Raw genomic sequence first — 25,024 nt, 5'->3', positions numbered from 1 at the left:
AATCCCTGCCATGACCGTCGCCGTCGCTCTGGCCCTGAGTGCCGTGGTCGCCGCCCCGGGGACGGCGATAGCGGATGTCTACCCGCCATGGTGGGTATGCGTGGCCAACGGCGGCGAGATGCGTGCGTTCTATCAAGTTGTGACCGAACAGGATGCCCTCGACCGTTTCCGCGACGCGGTGTCACGGCTGTCGCAGGCCACCGGTAAACCGGCGCGCGTCGACGTCTGTCAGCCCGCCTAGAGCGGTTTGAGTCGCAGCGGTGTCGCCGCCAGCAACCCGAGCGGGTTCAGATAGTGCGCACTCGACGCGGGCCCGCGCAAAGCCCCCCAATGCAGACATGCCGACGTGGGGCAGCCCGCGTGGCCGCGCTGCAGTACCCCGATCACCGAACCTTCCTCGACTCGCTGCCCAGGCTGTACCAGCGGAGTGACCGGCTCGTAGGTGGTGCGCAGGCCGCCCCGATGTTCGAGCGACACCAGTGGCCGTCCCGCGAGTACTCCCGCGAACACCACGACACCGGGTCCAGCGGCGATGACCCGCTGAGCGGTGGCGCCCGCTAGGTCGACGCCGCGGTGGCCGCGATTCCAGCGCTGCTGAGGCTTCTCGAATGGGTGCGTTACCGCAGGCCGAGGGCTTAGTGGCCAGCCGAACCGCTCTCCGGTGTCCGATGGGGCGGTAGCCGCCGTGGGGGAGGCGGCCACCGCCAGCGCGAGGATCAGAACGGGACGGCCGAGTCCTCTGAACCACACGACCTCATAGTGGCCGGAAGGTGACGGTGCGGGGAAGAGTCATCGCGGTCGCTGTGGATAACCCGGTAGCCCGTTGGTACGTGGCGAAAAGCACTCGTTTCGGCATGTAAACTCAGGACCGCAACTCGCTCAGCGGGTTGACTTCGCGCGTCTGTGCACAAGTTCGTGAGCAGAATGCCGGGCGGTCCCACTCTGGTGGGTTCCGGCATCAGCAGGCGCCAGGGCCCAGGATCACCCGATCCGGGGCGACAACCGACAAAGTAAGGAATGGCCGAAATGGCTGTTGTGACCATGAAGCAGCTGCTTGACAGCGGCGCGCACTTCGGGCACCAGACCCGACGTTGGAACCCCAAGATGAAGCGGTTCATCTTCACCGACCGCAATGGCATCTACATCATCGACTTGCAGCAGACGCTGACCTACATCGACAAGGCGTACGAGTTCGTCAAGGAGACCGTCGCCCACGGTGGTTCGGTCATGTTCGTCGGCACCAAGAAGCAGGCCCAGGAGCCCATCGCCGAAGAGGCGACCCGCGTCGGCATGCCTTACGTGAACCAGCGCTGGTTGGGCGGCATGCTCACCAACTTCTCCACCGTGCACAAGCGTCTGCAGCGCCTCAAGGAGCTGGAGTCGATGGAGCAGACCGGTGGCTTCGAGGGACGCACCAAGAAGGAAATCCTCATGCTCACGCGTGAGAAGAACAAGCTCGAGCGCAGCCTCGGTGGTATCCGGGACATGCAGAAGGTGCCTTCGGCGATCTTCGTGGTCGACACCAACAAGGAGCACCTGGCTGTCGCCGAGGCCCGCAAGCTGAACATCCCGATCATCGCCATCCTGGACACCAACTGCGATCCCGACGTCGTGGACTACCCGATCCCGGGCAACGACGACGCGATCCGCAGCGCCGCGCTGCTCACCAAGGTCGTCGCTTCCGCGATCGCCGAGGGTTTGCAGGCACGCTCCGGTCTGGCCGGTGGCGATGAGAAGCCTGAGGCTGGCGAGCCGCTGGCCGAGTGGGAGCAGGAACTGCTCGCCTCTGCCGTAGCGACCACCGACGAGGGTGCAGCGCCGTCCGCTGCAGCCACCGAAACCACAACTGAGGAAGGCTAAATGGCGAATTTCACTGCTGCCGATGTGAAGCGGCTCCGGGAACTGACCGGTGCCGGAATGCTCGACTGCAAGAACGCCCTGGCCGAGTCCGACGGTGATTTCGACAAGGCCGTTGAGGTGCTGCGCATCAAGGGCGCCAAGGACGTCGGCAAGCGTGCCGAGCGCGCCACCGCCGAAGGCCTGGTTGTCGCGCGTGACGGTGCACTCGTCGAACTCAACTCGGAGACCGACTTCGTCGCCAAGAACGCCGAGTTCCAGGCTCTCGCTGACGCCATCGTCGGTGCGGCCGCGGCCGGCAAGATCGGCGAGGTCGACGCCCTGCTGACCGCCAAGGTCGAGGACGGCCGGACTGTCGAGCAGGCCATCGCCGACCTGGCAGCCAAGATCGGCGAGAAGCTGGAGCTGCGCCGGGTGGCGTTCTTCGACGGCACCGTCGAGGCCTACCTGCACAAGCGTGCCGCGGACCTGCCGCCGGCCGTGGGTGTGCTGGTCGAGTACACGGGTTCTGACGAGGGCGCCGCGCACGCGGTGGCTCTGCAGATCGCCGCGCTCAAGGCCAAGTACCTGACGCGTGAGGACGTTCCGGCCGATGTGGTCGAGAACGAGCGCCGTATCGCCGAGGAGACCGCCAAGGCTGAGGGCAAGCCCGAGGCCGCGCTGTCCAAGATTGTCGAGGGACGCGTGACTGGCTACTACAAGGATGTCGTGCTGTTGGATCAGCCGTCGGTGTCCGACAACAAGAAGTCCGTCAAGGCTCTGCTTGACGAGGCCGGTGTCACCGTGACCCGCTTTGCGCGGTTCGAGGTCGGCCAGGCCTGATTCGCTTAAAACCAATTCGGCCCCGCCAGGATTCGTTCCTGTGCGGGGCCGAACTGTTTGTGCGCTAGCCTCGGGCAATGTCAGCTGTCGGGCCGAGCACCAAGCGGTATCCCAAGGGGGAAGCCAAGCGGCAGGAGATCCTGTCCGCGGCGTTGACGGTGCTGGAGCGAGATGGGGAGGCCGGTGCCTCGATGCGGGTCATCGCCAAGGAGGCCGGCATCAGCCTGGCCGGATTGATGCACTACTTTCCGACGCGCGATGTACTGCTGACCGAGATCCAGCGTGACGCCGACGCCAAAGTAGAAGAGTTGTACGGCAATTCCATTGCGGAGATCGATCCCGGCGAGCTGCTCGCACAGGCCATGCTCGACAAGGCGCGCAAGCCCGGCTCCGGGACGGTGTATCTCTCACTTGCCGCCGCCGCGGCCGTGGACCCCGCACACCCCGCCGGCGTGTACCTGCGGGACCGCTACGAGAAGATACGTGCGCTCATCGCCGACTACGTGCGGAACCGTCAAGCCGACGCTAGGGTTCCCGCGCATGTCGACCCGGATTTCGTCGCTACCGCGCTGATCGCAGCGGCGGACGGCATTCAGATTCAGTGGATGTCGGATCCTTCCATTGACATGGGCGCCCATATGCGTCGGGTGTGGGAGCGGCTCCTGACCTAGAAAACCATACAGTGTATGGTTTTCGTATGAAGTGGATCAGTGCCGCCATGGCGTCGGCAGTCGTATTGGCATTGGGGTTGACCGCCTGCAGCCCTCGGCAGGAGAGTTCGAAGGACGACTCCGCCTGGGATCGCGGGTTTTACTGGGGAACCGCCACCGCGGGCTACCAGGTGGAGGGGAGTGCGCCCGATAGCAATTGGCGACGCTATGTCGACCGCACCGCGGGTAAGCCGGCCGAGTCTGCGGCAAATCCTCTGGCAGCAGGTCCCGTCGATCCCTACAAACAGGCCGACGATTTCCGGCATCGCTACGCCGAAGACATCGCCAATGCACATGCTATGGGGGTCAACACATTTCGTTTCGGCCTGGAGTGGTCTCGGGTGATGCCCGAGCCGGGCAAGTGGGACGAGAAGGAGCTGGCGTACTACGACTCGATCGTCGCCACCCTGCGTGAAAACGGCATGACACCGATGATCACGCTCATGCACTGGGTGTATCCGGGTTGGGTCGCCGACAGCGGCGGGTTCATGAACAATCTCCCGGCGTTCGAAGAATTCGCGAAGGCGATCACCAAACGTTATGCCGGGCAAGGGGTGTTGTGGGTCAGCGTCAACGAACCGCTGGTCTTCGGGGCCATGGAGGTGCGTACCGGCGCGATCAAACCAGACCAGTTCAATACGTTCCTCGACAAGGTTGCTGACGCACACCGCGCCGTGTACCGCGCCGCGCACGATGCCGATCCCAAAGCAAAGGTGACGACCAACGAGGCCTACATCCCGCCGGATGTACTGGCACAGTTCACAGGATTCGGTGTGAAGGGTATCGAGGGATCGTTCTTCGACAGGGTGGCCGAGAGCCTCGACTACCTGGGATTCGACTATTACACCGGCACCGCGGCTGATAACCCGGCCACAAAGCAAAGCATGGCGGCACGCTGGGATATCAAGCTGCAGCCGGAGGACATCTACTACGTGGCGCGACACTATGCGCAGCGGTACCCGGGGCTGCCCATCTACGTCGTCGAGAACGGGATGGTCACTGACAACGGCAAGCCTCGGGCGGACGGCGTGACGCGCTCGCAGTACCTCAAAGACACCGTGTTCTGGCTGCAGCGGGCTAAGGCGGATGGCATTCCAATCATCGGATACAACTACTGGTCGCTGGTCGACAACTACGAATGGGGAAGCTACCGACCACGTTTCGGCCTGTACACGGTCGACGCGCTGAACGATCCGGTGCTGAAACGCGTACCGACAGATGCGGTCGCGGCGTACACCCAAATCACCAGGGACGCAGGAACAGCGCCGGGATACCGGCCAGTGCTCCCCGCCGCGAAATGCTCCACCACGGTGGGGCAGGACAGCTGCGCCCCGCTGGATCCCAAGGGGCCCACTGTTCCACTGCGTTAGTGCGGTGGGGCTGAGCCGCGGGCGATCATGAAGTCACGTTCAGGATCCCGCGGCGCCACGGCGGGGTCGCCGTCGACGACGATGTCGGCGCGCCCCGCGGTGGGGTCTAGCAGAAAGTGTGCTTCTTCGGCGTCGATCCACAGCTGCCAGAACTCCCGGAGCTCTTCGCCATCACGGGCCTCGGCGCGCCGGCGCCGGGTTGGCTGTTCGGTCTGGACCCAGATCAGCATGCTCAACAGGTCGGCGCCGGCGGCGCGGCCTGCCCCGACCCCTTCGAGAAGCAGCACCGCCGGCGGCGGTTGGTGTTCCCACGGGCCGAACTCACGGGTCTCCCAGTTGTAGCGTCGATAGCGTGCGTCTTCGCCCCGCGACCACGGCGCCAGCACCTGCTCTTCGAGCCGCGGCCACCATCCGAAGAACGTGTCCCAGGACGCGAAGTCATCGGTGTGCAGGACCAGCGCCGATGAGACCAACCCCGTCAGCGCGGTGTGCAACCGCCCAGCAAATGTGCTCTTACCTGCGGCGCCCCGGCCGTCGATCGCGACCACACGCACCTTGCCGCAGCGCGGCTCGCTGTTGTCGATGAGCCCGGCCAGCCAGGAGAAGCTCCGCTGCTGGTCCGGTGTCGCCATGGCGCGAGCTTACTGTTGCTCGGCTAACCTGTTGCCGTGGACTGGACCGAGCTCGTTGGCAGCCTGTCCGGTGTGCTGTTCGTCATCCTGGCGGTCCGGCAAAATATTTGGACCTTCCCGGTGGCCATCGTCAGCTCGTTGTTCTACATCGTGGTCTTCAGTCGGCAGACTCTTTACGCCGATGCGGCGCTGCAGATCATGTTCATCGCACTGGCCGTGCAGGGCTGGTATCTCTGGTTGCGCGGGAACCAGGATCGGCACGGAGTCGTGGTGGGGCGGACGCCGGCAAGGGCGTGGCTGCCGTTGGCGGTGTGTCTCGTCGCGCTGGTCGCCGGCCTGTACATGTTTCTGGTTACGTTCACTGATTCCAATGCCCCACAGCTTGATTCGTTGATTACCGGGCTCAGTGTGGTTTCCCAGTTCATGATGAACCGCAAGTGGATCGAGAACTGGATCCTCTGGATCGTCACCGATGCGTTCTCCGTCGGCGTGTACCTGTTCAAGGGGCTGAACCTGACGGCGGGTTTCTACGCGTTTCTGACGGTCATGGCGGCGGTGGGTCTGTGGAGTTGGCGGAAAGAATTGCGCACGGTGGCGACCGCCGAGTCGGTATGAATAACCTTCCCCTTTCAGCTTATAACGCACAGGGGGGCTTGCGGCAAGACCCGGGTGATACCGCACAATCGCTGAGCTCACTGCCAGATGCCATGGACTACAAGAAAAATGGGGAAAATTCGGTTGACGACGCATGAAGAGGAATTGCAGGCCGAGCGGGAGTACATCGCTGGACTGTATGAGCGGCTGGACGCCGAACGCGCACGCGTGAAGGGCCGATACCGCACCGCGCTGCGCGGGCCCGTCGATCAGCAGAACGGTGGCGCCATGGTTGAGCGCGACGATGAAGTTCGCGCGCTGGCCAGACAGGCTCAACGCCTGGACATCGCCGACGACGGGCTGTGCTTCGGCAGGCTGGACGCCATCACCGGGGAACACTCGTATGTCGGACGCATCGGGCTGCTCGACGAGAAGAACGATTACGAGCCGCTGTTGATCGATTGGCGTGCGCCCGCGGCCCAAGCGTTCTACATCGCCACCGGTGCTCATCCGGAAAACACGCGGCGCCGACGTCAATTCCGGACCCGGGGACGCCATGTCGACGACTTCACCGACGAAATCCTTGTGGTCGACTCAGATGGCACTTCCGATGACGGAGATCTCGGCGGGGAACGCGGGAGCATGAGTGATGCGGCGTTGCTGGCCGCTGTCAACGCGCCGCGTGGCAACGGGATGCGCGACATCGTGGCGACCATCCAGGCCGAACAGGATCGCATCATCCGTCTTGACCATCCGGGTGTACTGGTGATCGAGGGTGGCCCGGGTACGGGCAAGACGGTGGTGGCGTTGCACCGGGTTGCCTATCTGCTGTACACACAGCGCAAGCGGATGGAACGCCATGGGGTGTTGTTGGTCGGACCGAATGCGGCCTTCCTGAGCCATATTTCACGGGTGCTGCCCTCGTTGGGTGAGACGAATGTGGTGTTCACCACGGCGGGTGATCTGGTGCCGGGGCTGAAGGTCACCGCAGAGGATGACGCGGAGCCCGCGCGGCTCAAGGGCTCGCTGCGGATTCTGGATGTGCTGACGGCGGCCGTCGCGGACCGGCAGCGGGTGCCCGAAAACCCGCTGCCGATTCAACTGGCCGATGTCACGGTGCGCATCGATGCCGATATCGCGCAGTGGGCCATCGAGGAGGCACGCGCGAGCAAGCTTCCACACAATGAGGCCCGCACGGTCTTCACCGACGTACTCACCTGGGCACTCACCGAGCGGGCCATCCCGCGCATCGGTAAGGGGTGGCTGACGCGCGAAGATCGCAAGGCCTGGGAGCATCTGCGTGCCGAGCTCCTCGATGAACTCGGGGACCACGAGGGGTTCGCCGCTGCCCTGGACATGCTGTGGCCCATGCTCACGCCGGAGACTTTGTTGTCGGAGCTGTACACCTCGCCGGAGCGATTGCGGGCTGCGGGTGCGGACCCGGTGCTGGCTCGCGGGATCGGTGACGCGTGGACCGTCTCAGATGTTCCGTTGCTCGATGAATTGGTGGATCTGGTGGGCCGGGACAAGGCGGCCGAGGAGGCCGCCGAACGTGAACGCCGGGCCGAAGCCGAGTACGCCGCCGGTGTGCTCGACCTCATGACCGGGCGTGAGGACATGATGGATGACGAGGACCATCTGTTCGCGACCGATCTGCTCGGCGCCGAGGACCTGGCAGAACGATTCACCGAACGTGACACCCGCGACCTGGTCGAACGGGCCTCGGCTGACCGGGACTGGACATACGGCCACATCGTGATCGATGAAGCGCAGGAGCTGTCCGAGATGGACTGGCGAGTGCTGATGCGCCGCTGCCCAAGTCGTTCCTTCACGGTGGTGGGTGATCTGGCTCAACGCCGATCGGTTGCCGGTGTCACGTCGTGGGACGAGACGTTGCGCCCGTACGTGCCCGGACGCTGGCTGTACCGGTCGCTGTCGGTGAATTACCGCACACCCGCCGAGATCATGGCCGTCGCTTCGGCGCTGCTGGCCGAGTTCTCGCCCGGTGTCCAACCGCCCGAATCCGTGCGTTCCTGCGGCACACTGCCCTGGTCGCGGCAACTCGCCGAGCAGGAATTGTCCACAGCCATAGAAGAATTCATCCGAGACGAGGAAGGCCGTGAGGGCACCAGTGTGGTGATCGGGCCGCCGGGGGTCCCGGGTACGGTGCCGGCCTCGGAGACCAAGGGGCTGGAGTTCGACGCGGTGCTGGTGGTGGAGCCGGAGCGGATCTTGGCGGATGGTCCGCGTGGTGCCGCCGAGCTCTATGTGGCACTCACCCGTGCCACCCAGCGGCTGGGCGTGCTGCACGTGGCACCGTTGCCGCGGTCTTTCGCCGGTCTGACCGAAAGCACAACCGGCCCAGGTCCGGATCACCGGGTCGTGCCAACGAGTGTGGCCCAATAGGGCAGGATGGACCGCGAGAAAGAACCAGCCGTCGCGGCACCCGGTATTTCCGGGGCCCGATGGCTGTGTTTTGCCCACCGGCTTGTCGACCCCGTACCGAGGAGGCGTGATGACGCGCGATGTGAGCCGCACCGGATATAAGCGGGTGCTGCTCAAGCTCGGCGGCGAAATGTTCGGCGGGGGAGCCGTCGGCTTGGACCCTGATGTGGTTCACAGGGTGGCCAGCCAGATCGCTGAAGTAGTGCGCAGTGGCGCCGAGGTCGCTGTCGTGATCGGCGGCGGCAACTTCTTCCGTGGCGCTCAGTTGCAGCAGCGGGGCATGGAACGCACCCGTTCGGACTACATGGGCATGCTCGGCACTGTTATGAACAGCCTTGCGCTGCAAGACTTCCTGGAAAAGGAAGGCATCGTGACGCGCGTGCAGACCGCCATCACCATGGGGCAGGTCGCCGAACCGTACATCCCGCTGCGGGCCAGAAGGCATCTGGAGAAGGGCCGCGTCGTCATCTTCGGCGCCGGCATGGGCCTGCCGTACTTCTCCACCGACACCACTGCCGCACAGCGCGCGCTGGAGATCGGCGCCGAGGTGGTGCTCATGGCCAAGGCGGTCGATGGCATCTTCACCGACGATCCGCGCGCCAACCCTGATGCGGAGTTCCTGCCGGAGATCACGCATCGTGAGGTCATCGACCGCGGCCTGCAGGTGGCCGATGCCACCGCGTTCAGCCTGTGTATGGACAACCGGATGCCGATCCTGGTGTTCAACCTGCTGACGGAAGGGAATATCGCCAGGGCGGTCGCAGGTGAGAAGATCGGAACGCTGGTAACACCGTGATGAGCCGCTTGCGCGAAGAACGTTCGATACTGATGAGCCGCTTTCGCGAAGAACATCACGCACAGATGGGAGATCAATCGTGATTGACGAGGTTCTTCTCGATGCCGAGGAGAAGATGGAAAAGGCCGTGACGGTCGCCCGTGACGACTTCGCGACCATCCGGACCGGGCGTGCCAATCCCGGCATGTTCCAGCGGGTCGTCATCGACTATTACGGCACCCCGACCCCGATCACGCAGGTGGCCGGGATCAATGTGCCGGAGGCACGGATGGTCGTGATCAAGCCCTATGAGTCCACCCAGCTCAAGGCCATCGAAGACGCGATTCGCAACTCCGACCTGGGGCTGAACCCGAGCAACGACGGCAGCATCATTCGGGTTGCCATCCCGCAGCTCACCGAGGAACGCCGCCGCGAGCTCGTCAAGCAGGCCAAGGGTAAGGGTGAGGATGCCAAGGTGACCCTGCGCAACATTCGGCGCAAGGCCAACGATGAGCTCAACCGGATCAAGAAGGACGGCGAAGCCGGCGAGGACGAGGTCGGCCGCGCGGAGAAGGATCTGGACAAGACCACGGCTCAGTATGTGAGCCAGATCGATGAGCTGGTGAAACACAAAGAAGGCGAGCTACTGGAGGTCTAGGGCCGCCGGTAGTGACGACCATGGGAGATACCGACGCGGCTCCGGCCCCCGGCAGCAACCCCGCACCCCCCTCGGGTGCGAAGTCCCGGGCTGGACGCAACCTTCCGGCGGCCATCGGCGTCGGCGTCGCGCTCGCGGCATTGATCATTTTCTCGTTGCTGTACCAGAAAGAGATCTGGGTCGGCATCATCTCGGTCTTCCTCGGGATCGCGATGTGGGAGGTGACCAAGCGGCTGCGCCAGGCCGATATCTCGGTCCCCTTCATCCCGCTGTTCTTCGGCGGTCAGGCCATGATCTGGCTGACCTGGCCGTGGGGCACCGCGGGATCGCTCGGTGCCTTCGCCGCGACCGTGGTGGTCTGCATGATCTGGCGGCTGTTGAGCCAGGGGCTGGGCAGCCAGCCGGTGAACTACCTGCGTGATGTCGCGATCACGGTCTTTGTGGCGGCCTGGATCCCGTTGTTCGCATCCTTCGGTGCCCTCCTGGTGTATCCGCACAACGGCGCCGAGCAGGTGTTCTGTCTGATGCTGGGGGTCACGTTCTCCGATATCGGCGGCTATGCGGCAGGGGTGCTGTTCGGCAAGCACCCGATGGCGCCTGCGATCAGCCCCAAGAAATCTTGGGAAGGCCTGGCCGGATCACTGTTGGTGGGCACCACCGCCTCGACCCTGGCGGTGACGTTCTTGCTCGGGCATCACCCATTCGTCGGTATCGCCCTTGGCGTGATGCTCGTGATCACCGGCACCCTGGGTGATCTGGTGGAGTCACAGGTCAAGCGGGACTTGGGGATCAAGGACATGGGCACGTTACTGCCCGGCCATGGCGGCATCATGGATCGTCTTGATTCCCTGCTGCCGTCGGCGGTCGCCACCTGGATCGTGCTGACGCTGTTCATCTAAAGAGCGCGTCACTAGGCGTGGTTTGACGCCTCCGCGCTTCGGTACAGCACTGTTTGGTAAATCCCGGTGATGGTCACGCCGTAGAGCACCGCGGCCGCGATCCATAGCCCTCCGGACAGCCCCAGTACCCCGGACAGCACGCCATTTCCCGCCGCCGCGGCGGCGAAGAGCAGGCCGACGCCGGGCAGCACCAGTATGAGGATGAAGATTCGTAGGCCGAGCTGGGCGAGGATGTTCTTGGCCAGCATGCGTCGCAGCGTCCCGATGCAGGCTTTTGTGGCCGCCACGGCACCGACTTCCCGCAGGATGATTGTCGGCAGCACCTGAAACGAGAGCGCACGCCACATCAGTTCCAGGAACCGTCCGATGAAAAGTACGTGGACCAGGTTGCCGACATACAGCCTCTCATCGATGACACCGAAACCCCAGGTGATCGCGGCGTCGATGAGAACCCAGGGAAGCAGCCGTTTGCGGTCCTGGTAGGCGGCGGAGAAACCGCGGGCGAAGCTCAGTGGCTCACCATTCAATATCGCGGTCACCTGCGAGATGAGGGCCGTCTGCCAGAACATCACGAGGTACAGCAGGACGACATAGTCGAATGCCAGCGCGCTTCGCACGAACTGCGGTGAGGTCTTGTCGATATTCGGGGGCAGCAGTAAGCCCAGAATTATCAGGACGACAATGAACACGGCCAAGGTGGCCGCGCCCGCGATGTGGAAGAGCAGCAGCGTTTTACGCCGGCGCACAAGACGTGTCGATGTCTTGAAAATGTCCCACGATGTCGATAGCGCGGTCGATAGCGCGTTGAAAGAAGCCACAGCGAATCCCCTGGCAATTAGTTACTCTTGTTACATAAGTTACCAGTGTGACAACTGAGCTTCTGGTAGCACGGCCGCGCGGCTCCAGGGATGGGCTGCTCTAGCGCGTTCTCAGTGCCTGATTCAAGTCGATTCCGGCGAACGGACCCGGCACCTGGCCGTCAACGGTGAATCGGTACAGCGCCGTCTGGAAGATCCCGGTGAGCGCGGAGCCGATGACGACGGCGGTCACGATCAACAGTGCCCCGAGCGCCAGCAGCACCGGTGTCACCACGGTGGTCCACAGGCTTGCCCCCAAATACACCAGCGCCGCTCCGGGTAGTACCAGCAGAGCCGAGAAGAGGCCCAAACCGACCACCCCGATGACGTTGTCGCCCCACGACCGCTTGAGAGTGTCCTTGGTCTTTTTGATCGTCTCGATCGTGCCCAGGTCTTCCAGCACGATGGTGGGCAGCACTTGAAACGAGATGACCCGCCACGCCACGTCGAGTAGTCGCCCGATGAAGGGCACCCGGTCTTCGATCTCGCTGAGCACCCAGGAAACGACCCCGCTGATGAGGGTCCACGGAATGAGTCGCGCGCCGCGTTGTGCCGCTGCCCCGATACCGCCCGCGACGCTTGGATCGCCGCCCTCCAGTGCCACATTTGCCTGTGAGATCAGGGCTGCTTGCCAGAAGATTGCCATGTAGGCCAGGACGAAATATGCCACCACGATGAGCGGGTAGAAGGTTGGCGGCAGCGTGTCGCTGCCCGTAGGCAGCAGCAGGGCCGCGACGAGCACCATCGCGAATCCCGTCAGGAAGATGGTGAGGCCGGACAGGATGGGAAAGGCCGCGAGTTCCTTGCGGGACCGCAGAACCCGCGCCGAAGCCTTGAAGATTTGCCACGAGGTAGACAGCTTCGCGGAAAAGAACACCAGGTAACCCCCCTGTATATCGACGGCCAAGTGACCTCAAGATAGCAGTGGTTATATGGAGGAGCCGGTTAGCGAAAGCAGGAGGGCCATGCCTCGTCGTAATGTTCAGATCCCCACGCCGGACGGCCAGTGCCCGGCCACCCTGCACGTACCGGATAGGCCCGGCCCGGCAGTGATCCTTTATCCCGACGCAGGCGGTGCTCGGGAGGTCATGTGGCAGATGGGTGACCGGCTGGCGGCGCTGGGGTACGTGACATTGGTGCCTGATGTGTACTACCGCGAAGGGGATTGGAAGCCATTCGATTTGGCGACAGCGTTTGGTGATCCAGAGGAACGTGGCCGGTTGTTCGCGACGATGGCGACACTTACGCCGAACCGGGTTGATGCCGACGCATCAGCTTTCCTGGACTTTCTTGCCCACCAGCCCGAGGTGACCGGTCAGACAGTGGGATTGACCGGTTACTGCATGGGTGGTCGAATCTCCTTGCGGGTCGCGGCAACTCATGCGAACCGGGTGGGTGCGGTGGCATCATTTCACGGTGGCAACCTTGCCAAGTCCGACGACCCCAACAGCCCGCATCGGCTTGCCGACCGCATCTCGGGCGTGGTGCTGGTGGCAGCCGCCGAGGACGACGCGTCCTTCCCGCCCGAGCAGGAACAGTTGCTGGAACAGGTGTTGACGGATGCCGGAGTGCGGCACACCATCGAGACATATCCCGGCAAGCACGGGTTCGCCGTCATGGACAACCCCACCTACGACGAGGCTGCCGCACAACGACATTGGCGGGCCCTCGAAGAGCTTTACGGTGCACATCTGGGGATCTAGTGCTGTTCGAGCCGAGGCTACGGGCCGGAATCCACGATGGCACCATTTCGGTGGCCTACCGGCGCTGGAAACGCCCACAGGTGAAGGTGGGCGGGCGTTATCGCGTCGGCTCGGACCGTATTCGCTCCCTGACCGAGTTCGACTTCATCGAAGTCGACGCCGTAGACCAGATTGTCGCGCGCGATATCGATGACGCTGACGCCTTCTTGGCCGGGTATCCCTCGGCGGCGGCGGCACGAAGCGATGTCGGGGCGCAGCCGGATGATCATCTGTATCGCTTGGCGTTTCGCAAGATTGATATGGCTGACCCACGCGCCGAGCTCGCTTCCTCGGTGGCGCTTTCGGCACAAGACATCTCCGAGATAGATGCGCGATTGGACCGGATGGATCGCAGTGCGACGGGCGGCGCGTGGACCCGGGCGGTGCTCAGTGAGATTGCGCGGAGGCCCGAGGTCAGAGCGAAGGATCTCGAATCGTGCTCGCGGTGGCCCGATCTGGCGACCTTCAAGGTCCACGTGCGCAAGCTCAAGAATATGGGGCTCACGCTGAGCTTGCCGGTGGGCTACCGGCTGTCGCCGCGCGGTGCGGAGTATCTGGCTCGGTCGCCGCGCTAGCAGCTGAATTCGCGACCGGCGCCGTCGGCAGGGGTGGTCTCCTTCAGGCAGCCGAAGGGCTCGATTCCGGCGTCGCTGATCCGGATGGCGGACTTGCTCTTGGTGTCTGCACAGAACAGTCCGGAAGTCTCGCTGCGGCAACTGAAATCGCCGAACGACAGTCGGCCGCCGTAGTCGAGCGGGTTTCCGTCACCGCTTTGAAAGGGGCCTGGGTCTCCGTGCAATCCGCCCACGGTGACCTGTCCGCCCTTGAAATCGGTCCAGCCGCCCACCCAGTTGCCCTCGGTGTCGGCGGGCCTTTTCGGGGGGTTGGTCAAATTGACCAGGCAGGACAGCGTGCCGGGCTGGATGTTGTCGGTCATGCAACGTGTCTTGCCCGACGGGGTCTTGAACGCCACATTGCTGCCCAGATCGGTCTTCTGGCCATCCTGGCTGATGGCTGTGTGGAAGTTGGTGACATCCACCGGGGCACCCTTGGAAATCCACTGGGCCACAGCGTCATATGGCGTGCCGGCGACGGGCTCGGGCAGCTCGACCGGAGTCTTGCTGGTGGTCGTCGTGGTGGGGGCCTTGCTGGTGGAGCTGCTGCCCGACGGTGGTTGACTCGTTGGCGGGGTCGTCGGGGAAACCGATGCCCCTTTCGAGCATCCGGTGACCAGGAGTAGTGCTCCCAGCAGGGTCAGACCGCCAAGTAACAGGGCACGCATGCAGCCAGGCTAGCTGGCCGCGGCAGACGCTCGGGTAGGCGCGGCGGTGGCCGCCGCGATTGCGGGCGTCTGTTCGGCCGGTGCGGGCCGACTCGCCCGGGCGTTGAGCCAGCAGGCCAGAGCGCCGATGGCCAGACCGATTCCCATGCCGACGTCGAGGCCCTGACCTAACAAGATCCAGGACAACAGCCCGGCGACCGCCGGGATGACGCAGAACAGCATCGCTACGGCGGCCGCGCCGAACTTGCTTACCGACCGCACATACAACGAGGTGCATAAGGTGGCATTGAGCAGCACCACCGCGGCCACCGCGCCGGCCGCTTTCCAGGGGTCGTGAACGACGCCGGGGGTCAGGATCGCCAGCGCGCCCGCCGGGAGCAGTCCGGATAGGTTCTGGATGGCGCTGTTGGCACGAAAATCGACATCGGCGCAGAAGCGCTGTTGGTATACCCCGCCGCCGGCCAAACCCAGCAACGCGACGACGAGCAGCACCAGCACGGTGTCGACGCCGCCCGTGGCCAGCAGCCGATTGGCACACGCGGCCAGCACTGCCACGACGCCGAGTGCCAGTGCGACGAGCCGCCACCCGTTGAGGCGCTCGCCCAGGAATACGGCGGCCAACACCGCGGTCACAACGGGATTCATCGAGATGACGACCGCGCCCAAGACGGCGGGCGCGCCGTGCTCCAGGGCTTCGTACAGAGCGCAGAACTGTACGGCCTGCATGAGCGTTCCGGCGACGATGACATGGCCGAGTGTGCGGCCTGTCGGCCAGGTCACCTTGGCGATGAGCGCCCAGATGGTCAGGATGACTCCGGCCAATGCGAAGCGGGCGACCAGCACCAGCATCGGCGTCATGGCTGACACGGCGAGCGCACCGATCGGGTAACCGAGCGCGTACAGAAACGTGAGTGCCGCCGCCGAAGATCGGGTCATGGGCACTGCTTTCTTCTGCATGGTTGCCATCGTGGCCGGTTCGCCAGGGCGATGTCCAACGATAATTACTGATCAGAATTGATCGCTCAGTCTTATCAGTCAATACGTCGTAGGTGTTCACTTCGACATTTGGCGCCCGGAGAATGAAATATTGATCAAATTTTGTGATCGGACTACGGTGGCGGTCATGGCCGGCTCGTCACTCGACATCGCACCGTTGCGGTCGCTCGTCGCGGTCGCCGATTGTGGCGGATTCCATCGTGCTGCCGCCGTGCTGCACCTGACCCAGTCCGCGGTCAGTCAGCATGTGCGAAAGCTCGAGACGACGGTCGGGGAGCCGGTGGTGCGGCGGTCGGGGCGTGGTGTTGTGTTCACGGACAAGGGCACACAGCTGTTGACGCATGCTCGCCGCATTCTGGCCGCACATGATGCCGCAGTCGACGATCTGGTGACGGGTCGCGAGCGCACCCTGGTTTTGGGCGTGACCGAACACGGCGCTGACTTGATTTTGCCGAGCATCACCACGGCATTGCGAAGCCATCTTCCGGACTGGTCGGTGCGCGTGCGGTTCGACCGCAATCTCTATCTCGCCGAATCCGTGGACCGGGGAACCATGGACCTTGCGGTCATCCTGGACGGATCGGGCGTGGACCGCGCCAACGCGGTGGGTACCGTTGGTCTGCGATGGGTGGCGGCACGCGGTTACCGAGCGAATTCGATTGGGCCCCTGCAAGTGATGACCTTCACCGAGCCGTGCACCCTGCGCGCGCCGATGTTCAGCGCCTTGCACACCTTGGGAATTCAGTACCAGATTGTCGGTGAATCGCCCGATTTGTCGGGGTTGTACGCGGGTCTGCGATCAGGCCTGGGGATGGCGCTGCTGCCCATCATCGGGTGGTTGCCCGACGGCATCGCACCCGTCGAGGCCATGCCCGCGGCGAACCTGGCGACGTTGTCGGTCGTCGGTCGCCGCGGGCTTGATCCCGTCGCCTTCAATGCTGTGAAAGATGCTGCACGTGAGGCTCTTTCCGGGGAATCTGCGGCTATCGCCTAGGTTTTCTCCGGTGTGGGCTTGCGCTCAGCGCGCAGCACGGTATCGGCGATGTCGAACTCCTCGTCGTCACGTGTGAACTTCCGGCTGCGTGATTCGGCGACAAGGACGTTCCATTGTCCCGGGTCGAGTGAGTCGGCGATGTCCTCGGCGGTGAAGTACCAGTCGGGCAGGTCGGGACGTCCGATCGCCGCGTGCATGTCCGACGGGTGGTGTCCGACGATGAGCAGCGTTCCTCCGGGCGCCACGGCGGCGGCCAGTGCCGCGAACACGGGCTCGCGAAGATTGGTCGGAAGGTGCATGAAATGCGATGTCACCAGGTCGAATCGCTGGCTGGGTCGCCAGCTGGTCAGGTCAGCTTGGGTCCATGCGATCCGGTTCGCGAGTTCCGGGTCGGCCTTCACCGCGTTGTCGGCAGCCCGCCGCAGGGCGGTCTGGGCGAAATCCATGCCCGTGACCTGCCAGCCCCTCTGTGCGAGCCAGATCGCGTCGCCGCCTTCGCCGCATCCGGCATCCAGCGCGGTGCGCGGAGGCAGTGTCGAGATCTCGGTGACCAGTTGCGGATTGGCGTTCCCGCTCCACAGCGTGTCCCGCGATTGGTAGAACTCGTCCCACGATTTCTCATCGGACGGCGGGTTGTGGTGATCATGCATGTTGCATCTCCTCGGCGTCGGCGACCGCAAGGTCGGCGTTGATGACCGCAGCGACCTCGGTTCCGGCCGCCGCGGATGTGATGACCTGTGCCTTGATATCGGTGACGTTTCCGGCGGCGTAGACGCCGGGGACGACGGTGGCGCCCCTGGTGACCGGCAGGTAGGTGCCCAACAGATGGTCACCAAGTCGCATCTCCTGTGCCGTCAGGCCCACGGGCGCGAGCATGTCGATGCGTGCCGACACCACGGTCGCGACCACCAGTGCTTCGCACGCGACCGTGACACCGGTCTCCAGCTCGACCCCGCTGAGTGCGTCCTCGGTGACCCGCAGCCGTGCTACCGGCCCGTCGATCACGTTGATGTTCCTGCGGCCCAGCTGTGCAGTCTCCTCAGGTGACAGCGGAAACTCGTTGTGCCGCAACAAGGTGACGTTGTCACTGAGTTGGCGGAAGATGAGCGCATGGTGAACCGCTAGCGGTCCGGTGCCCAGCACGGCGATGGCGCGGTCGCGCACCTCCCAGCCGTGGCAGTACGCGCAGTGCAGTACATCGCGGCCCCAGCGATCGGACAGACCGTCGATATCGGGCAGTTCGTCCACCGCGCCCGTGGCCGTCAGCACCCGCCGAGCGCGCACCGCCTGCTGACCGTCGATGGACACATCGAACTGGCTGTTGGCGCGCGATACCGATGTGACGCGTCCGTCAAGGAAGGTCGCACCGTAATGCGCCGCCTCATCACGGCCGATGCCGAACAGCTCGGTAGGAGGTGTCGACTCACGCCCGAGGTAGTTGTGCACCCGATCGGCCGGTGCGTTGCGGGGATGGTGGTCGTCGATCACGACGACCGACCGCCGCGACCGGGCGAGCGTGAGGGCCGCCGCGAGTCCCGCGGCACCTCCACCGATGATGGCTACATCCCAGAGTTTGTTCATGGCACCACTATTGACGCGTATTTGCGAATGGCGCAAGGTTTCTTGCCAAAGTGGCAACCGCGCGTCAGGATGGACCACATGAACGATCAAAACCAGCGCATGGAGGCGGTGCTCGATGCCTTGGGGCCGCGCCTGCGGGCGCTGCGTATGCATCGCCAGGTCACCCTGGCGCAGTTGTCCGAGACCACAGGCATTTCGGAGAGCACCTTGTCGCGCCTGGAATCCGGCCAGCGCCGCCCCACGCTGGAACTCCTGCTGTTGCTCGCCGAGGCGCATCAGGTTCCGCTCGACGAGCTGGTGAACGCCCCCGCAACGGGAGATCCGCGGGTCCATCCCAAACCGTTCAAGCGGAATGGATCCATCTACCTACCGCTGTCACGCAGGCCCGGTGGGGTCCAGTGCTTCAAGCAGATCCTCCCGCCCCATTCACCGAAGGGTGAACCGAACCTGAAGGTCCATGACGGGTACGAGTGGATGTATGTGCTGACCGGGAATCTGCGGCTCCTGCTCGGTGAGCTCGATCTCATCCTGCCTGCTGGCGAGGCCGCCGAGTTCGATACTCACATCCCGCACTGGTTCGGCAATCCGACCGACAAACCCGTCGAGGTGTTGCACATTTTCGGCCCGCAGGGGGAGCGGATGCATGTGCGGGCACGTTCGGGTTCGGGGAACTAGGCAAAGCCTGGGATACTGGGTGGGTTATGTCTGCCGACGATAAGTCCCTGCCGCTGGTCTTCGACGCGCCGCGCCGGGCCATGCCCCCGCGCCATTTGGCAGATATGGACCTGGAGCAGAGCCGCGATGTGGTGACGGCCTTGGGGCTCCCGGCGTTTCGCGCCAAGCAGATCGCCAACCAGTACTACGGACGGCTGGTGAGTGATCCGGCCGCGATGACGGACCTGCCCGCGGGCGCCAGGGAGGGTGTGGGCGAGGCGCTCTTTCCGCAGCTGCTCCACCCATTGCGCCAGGTGGCGTGCGACTCCGGGGATACCCGAAAAACCTTGTGGCGCTTACATGACGGCAGCACCGTGGAATCGGTGCTCATGCGCTATCCCGACCGCAACACGCTATGCATTTCCTCCCAGGCCGGCTGCGGCATGGCGTGCCCGTTCTGCGCCACCGGCCAGGGCGGGCTGACGCGCAATCTCTCGGCCGCCGAAATTCTCGAACAGGTGCGTGACGCCGCGGCGTCGTTGCGCGACGGTGAACTGCCGGGCGGGCCGGGCCGGCTGTCGAACATCGTCTTCATGGGTATGGGTGAGCCCCTGGCCAACTACAACCGGGTGCTGACGGTGCTGCGCAAGATCACCGCGCCGCCGCCCGAGGGGTTCGGCATATCGCAGCGCGGCGTGACCGTCTCCACGGTGGGGCTTGCCCCGGCCATCCGGCGACTTGCCGACGAGGGGCTGGGCGTCACGCTGGCGGTATCGCTGCACTGCCCGGATGATGAGCTGCGCGACACCTTGGTGCCGGTCAACACCCGCTGGGCGATCAGTGAGGTGCTTGACGCCGCGCGTTACTACGCCGATGTCACGGGGCGGCGGGTGTCCATCGAATACGCGCTCATACGTGATGTGAACGATCAGCCGTGGCGTGCGGACATGCTTGGCAAGAAGCTGCGAAAGGCCTTGGGGCAGTTGGTTCACGTGAACCTGATCCCGCTGAACCCGACACCGGGCAGCCAGTGGGATGCCAGCCCCAAACCGGTCGAGCGTGAATTCGTGCGACGCGTCCGTGAGCAGGGCGTCTCGTGCACGGTGCGTGATACCCGTGGCCGCGAGATCGCCGCCGCGTGCGGCCAGCTGGCCGCTTCCGAACGCTAGTTAGCGGATACGGCCGGACCGGCGGCCGAAGTAGTCATTGGCGGTGAACGCCAGCACGATGACGGCGAAACCGACCAGGAAGATGTCTTCGACCTTGCCAACGTGATTGCCGACGAGCATGCACAGCAGGATGGCGGACATCACCACGCCCAGGACGTGGAAGACGCGCGGGTTCTGGCCGGAAAGTCCACGTCCGAACGCCACAGACGGCACGTCCTCGACGTCGACTCCGTCGTACTTGACAACCTCGGTCGTGGCCACCGCCAGCCCTCCAAATCTCAGACGTCTACTACAGCCCATAGTGTGCCATGCCAGTCATCGGATTACTGCGCGAGCCTGCGTCTCACGACGGTTTCCGGCCCAAAACCGTCGTGAGACGCAGGCTCGGCCGTGCTCACACCATCGCGACCGGGGCAGAATGAGCGGGTGACGGTGAGTTCAGAGGTCTGCCGCGTCCTGCTCCTCGGTAGCACCGGGTCCATTGGCACCCAGGCGCTTGAGGTCATCGCCGCTAACCCCGACCGCTTTGAGGTGGTCGGCCTGGCCGCTGGTGGAGGCAATATCGATCTGCTGCGCCGGCAGATCGCGGAAACCGGGGTCACCAATGTCGCGGTCGCCGACGAGCACGCCGCCGCACGGCTCGACACCCCGGTGTTGGCCGGACCCGGAGCCGTCACCGAATTGGTGGAGAACACCGAGGCAGATGTGGTGCTCAACGCGCTGGTCGGCGCCCTCGGGCTGCGTCCCACCCTGGCCGCGCTGAAGACAGGGGCCCGGCTGGCGTTGGCCAATAAGGAGTCTCTGGTGGCCGGGGGGCCGCTGGTCACGAAGGCTGCTGCCCCCGGACAGATCGTGCCCGTCGACTCCGAGCATTCCGCGCTGGCGCAATGTCTGCGCGGTGGATCCCGCGGCGAGATCGCACAGCTGATCCTGACCGCCTCAGGCGGTCCGTTTCGGGGATGGACCGCCGAGCAGCTCGCGGATGTCACGCCCGAGCAGGCGGGCGCGCACCCCACCTGGTCCATGGGGCCGATGAACACACTCAATTCGGCTTCCCTGGTCAACAAGGGGCTCGAGCTCATCGAGACGCATCTGCTGTTCGGCGTCCCGTATCGGCAGATCGGCGTGGTCGTGCACCCGCAGTCGATCGTGCACTCGATGGTGACGTTCTCCGATGGGTCGACACTGGCGCAGGCCAGCCCGCCCGATATGAAACTGCCGATCGCGCTGGCCCTGGGATGGCCGGATCGAGTACCGGGTGCGGCCCTGGCCTGTGATTTCAGTACCGCCGCCACCTGGGAGTTCGAGCCGCTGGACGCTCAGGTGTTTCCCGCCGTTGACCTGGCCCGCAGCGCCGGAGAAGCGGGGGGATGTATGACCGCGGTTTACAACGCCGCCAATGAAACCGCGGCCGCCGCCTTCTTGGCAGGGCGTATCGGATTCAGGTCCATCGTGCGAACAATTGCCGATGTGCTCGATGCCGCAGGCCAGTGGGCTGCGGAACCCGCTACCGTTGACGATGTACTTGACGCGCAGAACTGGGCTGACCAGCAGGCTGCGCAACTCATCTCCACGGAGGAAAATCGGACCTGATGGCTGCGTACGTGATCGGAATCGCACTGTTCGCGCTGGCGATCTTGGTATCGGTGGCGCTGCATGAGTGCGGGCACATGTGGGTGGCGCAGGCCACCGGCATGAAGGTGCGCCGCTACTTCGTGGGATTCGGCCCGACGCTGTGGTCCACCAAGCGCAAGAGCAACCGCGGTGCCAACGACATCATCGAATACGGACTCAAGGCCGTCCCGCTGGGCGGCTTCTGCGATATCGCCGGTATGACCTCGGTGGAGGAGCTCACTCCCGAGGAATCCGACCGCGCGATGTACAAGCAGAAGGTCTGGAAACGGGTCGCGGTGCTGTTCGCCGGGCCGACCATGAACTTCCTCATTGGCATTGTCGTCTTCTATGGCGTCGTCTTGTTCTGGGGTCTGCCCGACAACAATGCGCCCACGCATCCCGAGATCAAGCAGACGAGTTGTGTGGCGCCGCAAAAGAGTGCGGATCCCAAGGACATGGCGGCCTGCACCGGGGAGGGGCCGGCGGCGCTCGGTGGTCTGCGCGAGGGTGATCAAGTGCTCGCCATCGCGGGCAAGCCGGTCAGTACATCCAGCGACATGGTTGCCGCCATCCGAGAGCTGCGCGGTCCACAGGTGTTCGATATCGCGCGCGACGGTAAGCAGCAATCTCTGCTGGTGACCGTCACCGAGACACAGCGCTGGGACGCGAAGGCAGGCAAGCTCATCTCGGTGGGTGCCGTTGGTGCCTCACTGAGTACCTATGTGCCGCAGAAGCACTACAACCCGGTGACCGCGGTTCCCGCCACCGGGAATCTCATCGGGACCGTCGCCGTCGAAACCGTAAAGGCCATCGGGAAGATCCCCACCAAGGTCGGCGCCCTGTGGGACTCGATCACCGGCAGCGAGCGGGCCATGGACACGCCGATGAGCATTGTCGGCGCGAGCCGTATGGGTGGCGAGACGGTAGAGCACGACATGTGGATCATGTTCTGGATACTGTTGGCGCAGCTCAATTTTGCGCTCGGCGCCATCAATTTGTTGCCGTTGTTGCCGTTTGATGGTGGGCACATCGCGGTGGCCACCTACGAGAAGATCCGCAACATGATTCGGTCGGCGCGCGGTTTGGCGGTGGGGGCGCCGGTCAACTACATGAAGCTGATGCCCGCGACCTATGTCGTGCTGGTGGTGGTGGTCGGCTACATGCTGCTGACGATCACCGCCGACATCGTCAACCCGATCAGACTTTTTCAATAGCGCTCCAATTGGAGGATCACATGACCAGCCTGGGCATTCCGAGTGCACCGCCGCCGACCCTGTCGCCGCGGCGCAAGACGCGTCAGCTCATGGTCGGAAACGTCGGAGTGGGCAGCGACTCGCTGGTCTCGGTGCAGTCGATGTGCACCACCAAGACCCACGACGTGAACTCGACCCTGCAGCAGATCGCCGAGCTGACCGCCTCCGGCTGTGACATGGTGCGTGTCGCCTGCCCGCGGCAGGAGGATGCCGACGCCCTCGCCGAGATCGCGCGCAAGAGCCAGATCCCGGTGATCGCCGATATCCACTTCCAGCCCAAGTACATCTTCGCGGCGATCGACGCCGGCTGTGCCGCGGTGCGCGTGAACCCGGGGAACATCAAGGAGTTCGACGGCCGCGTCAAGGAAGTCGCCAAGGCGGCCGGTGATGCCGGCATCCCGATCCGCATCGGTGTCAACGCGGGTTCACTCGATCCACGGATTCTGGGCAAGTACGGCAAGGCCACGCCCGAAGCACTGGTCGAGTCGGCGTTGTGGGAGGCCGGCCTGTTCGAGGAGCATGGCTTCGGCGATATCAAGATCAGCGTCAAGCACAACGACCCGGTGATCATGGTGGCCGCCTACGAACTGCTTGCCGCACAATGCGATTACCCACTGCACCTGGGTGTCACCGAGGCCGGGCCCGCGTTCCAGGGCACCATCAAGTCGGCCGTGGCGTTCGGCGCGCTGTTGTCCAAGGGCATTGGCGACACCATCCGGGTATCCCTTTCGGCACCTCCCGCCGAGGAGGTCAAGGTGGGCAACCAGATTCTGGAATCGTTGAACCTGAGGCCGCGTGGACTGGAAATCGTGTCCTGCCCGTCCTGCGGACGCGCGCAGGTCGATGTCTACACCCTGGCCAACGCGGTGAGCGCCGGACTGGAGGGGCTGGACGTGCCACTGCGCGTCGCGGTCATGGGCTGTGTCGTCAACGGACCGGGTGAGGCTCGCGAGGCCGACCTGGGAGTGGCCTCCGGTAATGGCAAGGGACAGATCTTCGTGAAGGGCGAGGTCATCAAGACCGTGCCGGAGGCGCTGATTGTCGAAACGCTCATCGACGAAGCCATGCGTTTGGCCGAGGAGATGGGCGTCGAGATCGGAACCGACGGAAGCCCCACAGGCCAGCCGGTCGTCACCGTAAGCTGAACATAGCTCGGCGTGAGCGGACGAACCGATGAGCGCTCGCGCGAAGAGGCTTGAGCACGGGAGCGATTGCCGATGACGACAACACTGCCGGCGCCTGGAGCACCTGGGGCGTCATCCTCCGATGCTGTTCGCGTTCTCGGGTTATCGGATACCGAGGCGATACGCGCGGTCCTGGACGTTGATCCGGTGGCCTCCTGCATGCTGGCCGCCCGGGTGGAGGCGCGTGGCGCCGATCCCACGGCCATCGGCGGCGAGATCTGGTCGACTGGTGTACTCGCCGAATCGCTGTGCTTCGTCGGAACCACGATCATTCCGCTGGCGGGCGGCCCCGAAGCCACCCGGCTGTTCGCTGAGCGCGCCATAGAACAGCACCGGATCTGTCCCTCGCTGGTGGGTCCGGCGGATGTGGTGCTCGACATGTGGTGTCACCTCGATCCGGTGTGGGGCCCGGCGCGCGAGGTCCGTCCCTGCCAGCCGCTGCTGGCGATGCTCGACGCGCCCACATGTGTGGTGGACCCCGCCGTGCGGCAGGTACGCGCCGAGGAGCTGGACGCGTATCTGCACGCCTCGATCCAGATGTTCATCGGCGAGATGGGCGTCGACCCGCGCAACGGCGACGGGGGCCGGGGTTACCGGCGACGGGTGGCCGGCCTCATTGACGCGGGCAGGGCCTGGGCGCGTTTCGAGGACGGTCGGGTCATCTTCAAGGCCGAGATCGGGTCACAATCGCGCAGTGTCAGCCAGATTCAGGGTGTCTGGGTCGATCCCGAATTCCGGGGCCGCGGACTCGGTACTGCGGGGGTGGCGGCGGTCGCGGCGGCGGTCCACCACAGCGGGCGGATTCCCAGCCTGTACGTGAACAGCTTCAATGAGATCGCCCGCGCCTCGTATGCCAGGGCGGGATTCATCAGGATCGGCACCTTCGCCACGATCCTGGTTAGCTGATTCTCGCGAGCTGGTAGGCGCTGGCCCCGT

At 64.5% G+C, this 25,024-nt stretch carries 28 protein-coding genes; 19 read left to right on the top strand and 9 right to left on the bottom strand.

The features are described from left to right. Window positions 1–10 precede the first annotated feature (10 nt). Window positions 11–241, top strand: coding sequence for a hypothetical protein (locus ABG82_RS16950; RefSeq protein WP_043080384.1), 231 nt, complete (start codon window positions 11–13; stop codon window positions 239–241). Here the strand turns inward: ABG82_RS16950 and ABG82_RS16945 are convergent. Continuing rightward, window positions 238–720 carry a M23 family metallopeptidase gene (locus ABG82_RS16945; protein ID WP_062826721.1) on the bottom strand — a complete coding sequence of 161 codons (483 nt, stop codon included), beginning with the start codon at window positions 718–720 and terminating at the stop codon, window positions 238–240. The genes ABG82_RS16950 and ABG82_RS16945 overlap by 4 nt on opposite strands. Before the next feature lie 306 nt (window positions 721–1,026). Between ABG82_RS16945 and rpsB the strand changes: the two genes are divergently transcribed. From rpsB to ABG82_RS16925, 4 genes are all read left to right on the top strand, one after another. Beyond that, entirely contained in the window at window positions 1,027–1,860 is an 834-nt protein-coding gene (rpsB, locus tag ABG82_RS16940) for a 30S ribosomal protein S2 (protein ID WP_043080386.1), read from the top strand. Beyond that, window positions 1,861–2,679 (top strand): translation elongation factor Ts, encoded by an 819-nt coding sequence (gene tsf, locus ABG82_RS16935; RefSeq protein ID WP_043080362.1) that lies wholly within the window; start codon window positions 1,861–1,863, stop codon window positions 2,677–2,679. It begins immediately after the preceding gene. Between the two features lie 77 nt (window positions 2,680–2,756). Then, complete coding sequence (locus ABG82_RS16930) at window positions 2,757–3,350, top strand: TetR/AcrR family transcriptional regulator (protein ID WP_043080363.1); 594 nt, start codon at window positions 2,757–2,759, stop codon at window positions 3,348–3,350. Window positions 3,351–3,376: 26 nt separating this feature from the next. Further along, on the top strand, window positions 3,377–4,759 hold the full coding sequence (locus ABG82_RS16925; RefSeq protein ID WP_043080364.1) for a family 1 glycosylhydrolase: 1,383 nt from the start codon (window positions 3,377–3,379) through the stop codon (window positions 4,757–4,759). Here ABG82_RS16925 and ABG82_RS16920 read toward each other — a convergent pair. After that, entirely contained in the window at window positions 4,756–5,391 is a 636-nt protein-coding gene (locus tag ABG82_RS16920; RefSeq protein WP_043080365.1) for a uridine kinase family protein, read from the bottom strand. The genes ABG82_RS16925 and ABG82_RS16920 overlap by 4 nt on opposite strands. 36 nt (window positions 5,392–5,427) lie before the next feature. On the opposite strand from ABG82_RS16920, the gene pnuC reads away from it, so the two are divergent. From pnuC to ABG82_RS16895, 5 genes are all read left to right on the top strand, one after another. Beyond that, entirely contained in the window at window positions 5,428–6,006 is a 579-nt protein-coding gene (gene pnuC, locus ABG82_RS16915; protein WP_043080366.1) for a nicotinamide riboside transporter PnuC, read from the top strand. Window positions 6,007–6,114: 108 nt separating this feature from the next. After that, on the top strand, window positions 6,115–8,391 hold the full coding sequence (gene helR, locus ABG82_RS16910; RefSeq protein WP_043080367.1) for an RNA polymerase recycling motor ATPase HelR: 2,277 nt from the start codon (window positions 6,115–6,117) through the stop codon (window positions 8,389–8,391). A gap of 109 nt (window positions 8,392–8,500) precedes the next feature. After that, the gene (pyrH, locus tag ABG82_RS16905) at window positions 8,501–9,226 is read left to right on the top strand and encodes a UMP kinase (RefSeq protein ID WP_030094003.1); all 726 of its coding nucleotides are present in this window, start codon (window positions 8,501–8,503) and stop codon (window positions 9,224–9,226) included. A 79-nt stretch (window positions 9,227–9,305) separates the two neighbouring features. After that, a complete protein-coding gene (gene frr, locus ABG82_RS16900) occupies window positions 9,306–9,863 on the top strand; it encodes a ribosome recycling factor (protein ID WP_043080368.1) in 558 nt (185 codons plus the stop codon). 20 nt (window positions 9,864–9,883) lie between these two features. Further along, on the top strand, window positions 9,884–10,762 hold the full coding sequence (locus ABG82_RS16895) for a phosphatidate cytidylyltransferase (RefSeq protein WP_043080369.1): 879 nt from the start codon (window positions 9,884–9,886) through the stop codon (window positions 10,760–10,762). 11 nt (window positions 10,763–10,773) lie between these two features. Here ABG82_RS16895 and ABG82_RS16890 read toward each other — a convergent pair whose 3' ends face one another. Both ABG82_RS16890 and ABG82_RS16885 read right to left on the bottom strand, forming a co-directional pair. Continuing rightward, window positions 10,774–11,580 carry a DUF6159 family protein gene (locus ABG82_RS16890; protein WP_043080370.1) on the bottom strand — a complete coding sequence of 269 codons (807 nt, stop codon included), beginning with the start codon at window positions 11,578–11,580 and terminating at the stop codon, window positions 10,774–10,776. A gap of 100 nt (window positions 11,581–11,680) precedes the next feature. Further along, window positions 11,681–12,514 (bottom strand): DUF6159 family protein, encoded by an 834-nt coding sequence (locus ABG82_RS16885; RefSeq protein WP_109475913.1) that lies wholly within the window; start codon window positions 12,512–12,514, stop codon window positions 11,681–11,683. A gap of 70 nt (window positions 12,515–12,584) precedes the next feature. Between ABG82_RS16885 and ABG82_RS16880 the strand changes: the two genes are divergently transcribed. Beyond that, the gene (locus tag ABG82_RS16880; RefSeq protein ID WP_043080372.1) at window positions 12,585–13,322 is read left to right on the top strand and encodes a dienelactone hydrolase family protein; all 738 of its coding nucleotides are present in this window, start codon (window positions 12,585–12,587) and stop codon (window positions 13,320–13,322) included. Then, window positions 13,322–13,936 carry an ASCH domain-containing protein gene (locus ABG82_RS16875; protein ID WP_043080373.1) on the top strand — a complete coding sequence of 205 codons (615 nt, stop codon included), beginning with the start codon at window positions 13,322–13,324 and terminating at the stop codon, window positions 13,934–13,936. The genes ABG82_RS16880 and ABG82_RS16875 overlap by 1 nt, the downstream gene beginning before the upstream one ends. Here ABG82_RS16875 and ABG82_RS16870 read toward each other — a convergent pair. Together ABG82_RS16870 and ABG82_RS16865 are read right to left on the bottom strand one after the other, a co-directional pair. Further along, window positions 13,933–14,643 carry a hypothetical protein gene (locus tag ABG82_RS16870; RefSeq protein WP_043080374.1) on the bottom strand — a complete coding sequence of 237 codons (711 nt, stop codon included), beginning with the start codon at window positions 14,641–14,643 and terminating at the stop codon, window positions 13,933–13,935. The genes ABG82_RS16875 and ABG82_RS16870 overlap by 4 nt on opposite strands. 9 nt (window positions 14,644–14,652) lie before the next feature. Further along, the gene (locus ABG82_RS16865; protein ID WP_043080387.1) at window positions 14,653–15,600 is read right to left on the bottom strand and encodes a DMT family transporter; all 948 of its coding nucleotides are present in this window, start codon (window positions 15,598–15,600) and stop codon (window positions 14,653–14,655) included. Between the two features lie 166 nt (window positions 15,601–15,766). On the opposite strand from ABG82_RS16865, the gene ABG82_RS16860 reads away from it, so the two are divergent. After that, a complete protein-coding gene (locus ABG82_RS16860; protein ID WP_043080375.1) occupies window positions 15,767–16,633 on the top strand; it encodes a LysR family transcriptional regulator in 867 nt (288 codons plus the stop codon). On the opposite strand, the gene ABG82_RS16855 is transcribed toward ABG82_RS16860, so the two are convergent. Both ABG82_RS16855 and ABG82_RS16850 read right to left on the bottom strand, forming a co-directional pair. Then, entirely contained in the window at window positions 16,630–17,283 is a 654-nt protein-coding gene (locus tag ABG82_RS16855; RefSeq protein WP_043080376.1) for a class I SAM-dependent methyltransferase, read from the bottom strand. The two genes, ABG82_RS16860 and ABG82_RS16855, sit on opposite strands and share 4 nt — an antisense overlap. Further along, window positions 17,276–18,214, bottom strand: a complete 939-nt coding sequence (locus tag ABG82_RS16850) for an NAD(P)/FAD-dependent oxidoreductase (RefSeq protein WP_043080377.1) — start codon at window positions 18,212–18,214, stop codon at window positions 17,276–17,278. The genes ABG82_RS16855 and ABG82_RS16850 overlap by 8 nt, the downstream gene beginning before the upstream one ends. Window positions 18,215–18,313: 99 nt before the next feature. Between ABG82_RS16850 and ABG82_RS16845 the strand changes: the two genes are divergently transcribed. Together ABG82_RS16845 and rlmN are read left to right on the top strand one after the other, a co-directional pair. Next, window positions 18,314–18,889 carry a helix-turn-helix domain-containing protein gene (locus tag ABG82_RS16845; RefSeq protein ID WP_162269266.1) on the top strand — a complete coding sequence of 192 codons (576 nt, stop codon included), beginning with the start codon at window positions 18,314–18,316 and terminating at the stop codon, window positions 18,887–18,889. A gap of 26 nt (window positions 18,890–18,915) precedes the next feature. Beyond that, on the top strand, window positions 18,916–20,037 hold the full coding sequence (rlmN, locus tag ABG82_RS16840) for a 23S rRNA (adenine(2503)-C(2))-methyltransferase RlmN (RefSeq protein WP_043080378.1): 1,122 nt from the start codon (window positions 18,916–18,918) through the stop codon (window positions 20,035–20,037). Here the strand turns inward: rlmN and ABG82_RS16835 are convergent, their stop codons facing one another. Beyond that, entirely contained in the window at window positions 20,038–20,298 is a 261-nt protein-coding gene (locus ABG82_RS16835) for a DUF2631 domain-containing protein (protein WP_043080379.1), read from the bottom strand. Between the two features lie 171 nt (window positions 20,299–20,469). Here ABG82_RS16835 and dxr point away from each other — a divergent pair, with 171 nt between their 5' ends. The 4 genes from dxr (at window position 20,470) to ABG82_RS16815 (ending at window position 24,994) form a co-directional block, all read left to right on the top strand. Continuing rightward, entirely contained in the window at window positions 20,470–21,630 is a 1,161-nt protein-coding gene (gene dxr / locus ABG82_RS16830; RefSeq protein WP_043080389.1) for a 1-deoxy-D-xylulose-5-phosphate reductoisomerase, read from the top strand. Further along, entirely contained in the window at window positions 21,630–22,865 is a 1,236-nt protein-coding gene (locus tag ABG82_RS16825) for a M50 family metallopeptidase (RefSeq protein WP_054173111.1), read from the top strand. Before dxr ends, ABG82_RS16825 begins: the two co-directional genes overlap by 1 nt. A 20-nt stretch (window positions 22,866–22,885) precedes the next feature. Next, window positions 22,886–24,049 carry a flavodoxin-dependent (E)-4-hydroxy-3-methylbut-2-enyl-diphosphate synthase gene (gene ispG / locus ABG82_RS16820; protein WP_043078087.1) on the top strand — a complete coding sequence of 388 codons (1,164 nt, stop codon included), beginning with the start codon at window positions 22,886–22,888 and terminating at the stop codon, window positions 24,047–24,049. Between the two features lie 72 nt (window positions 24,050–24,121). After that, a complete protein-coding gene (locus ABG82_RS16815; RefSeq protein ID WP_043078086.1) occupies window positions 24,122–24,994 on the top strand; it encodes a GNAT family N-acetyltransferase in 873 nt (290 codons plus the stop codon). The last annotated feature ends 30 nt before the right edge of the window (window positions 24,995–25,024 follow it).

The sequence above is a fragment of the Mycobacteroides immunogenum genome, from assembly GCF_001605725.1.
Lineage (GTDB): Bacteria > Actinomycetota > Actinomycetes > Mycobacteriales > Mycobacteriaceae > Mycobacterium > Mycobacterium immunogenum.
Note: the sequence above shows the minus strand (reverse complement) of the source record. Positions and strands in the feature narration are given on the sequence as shown.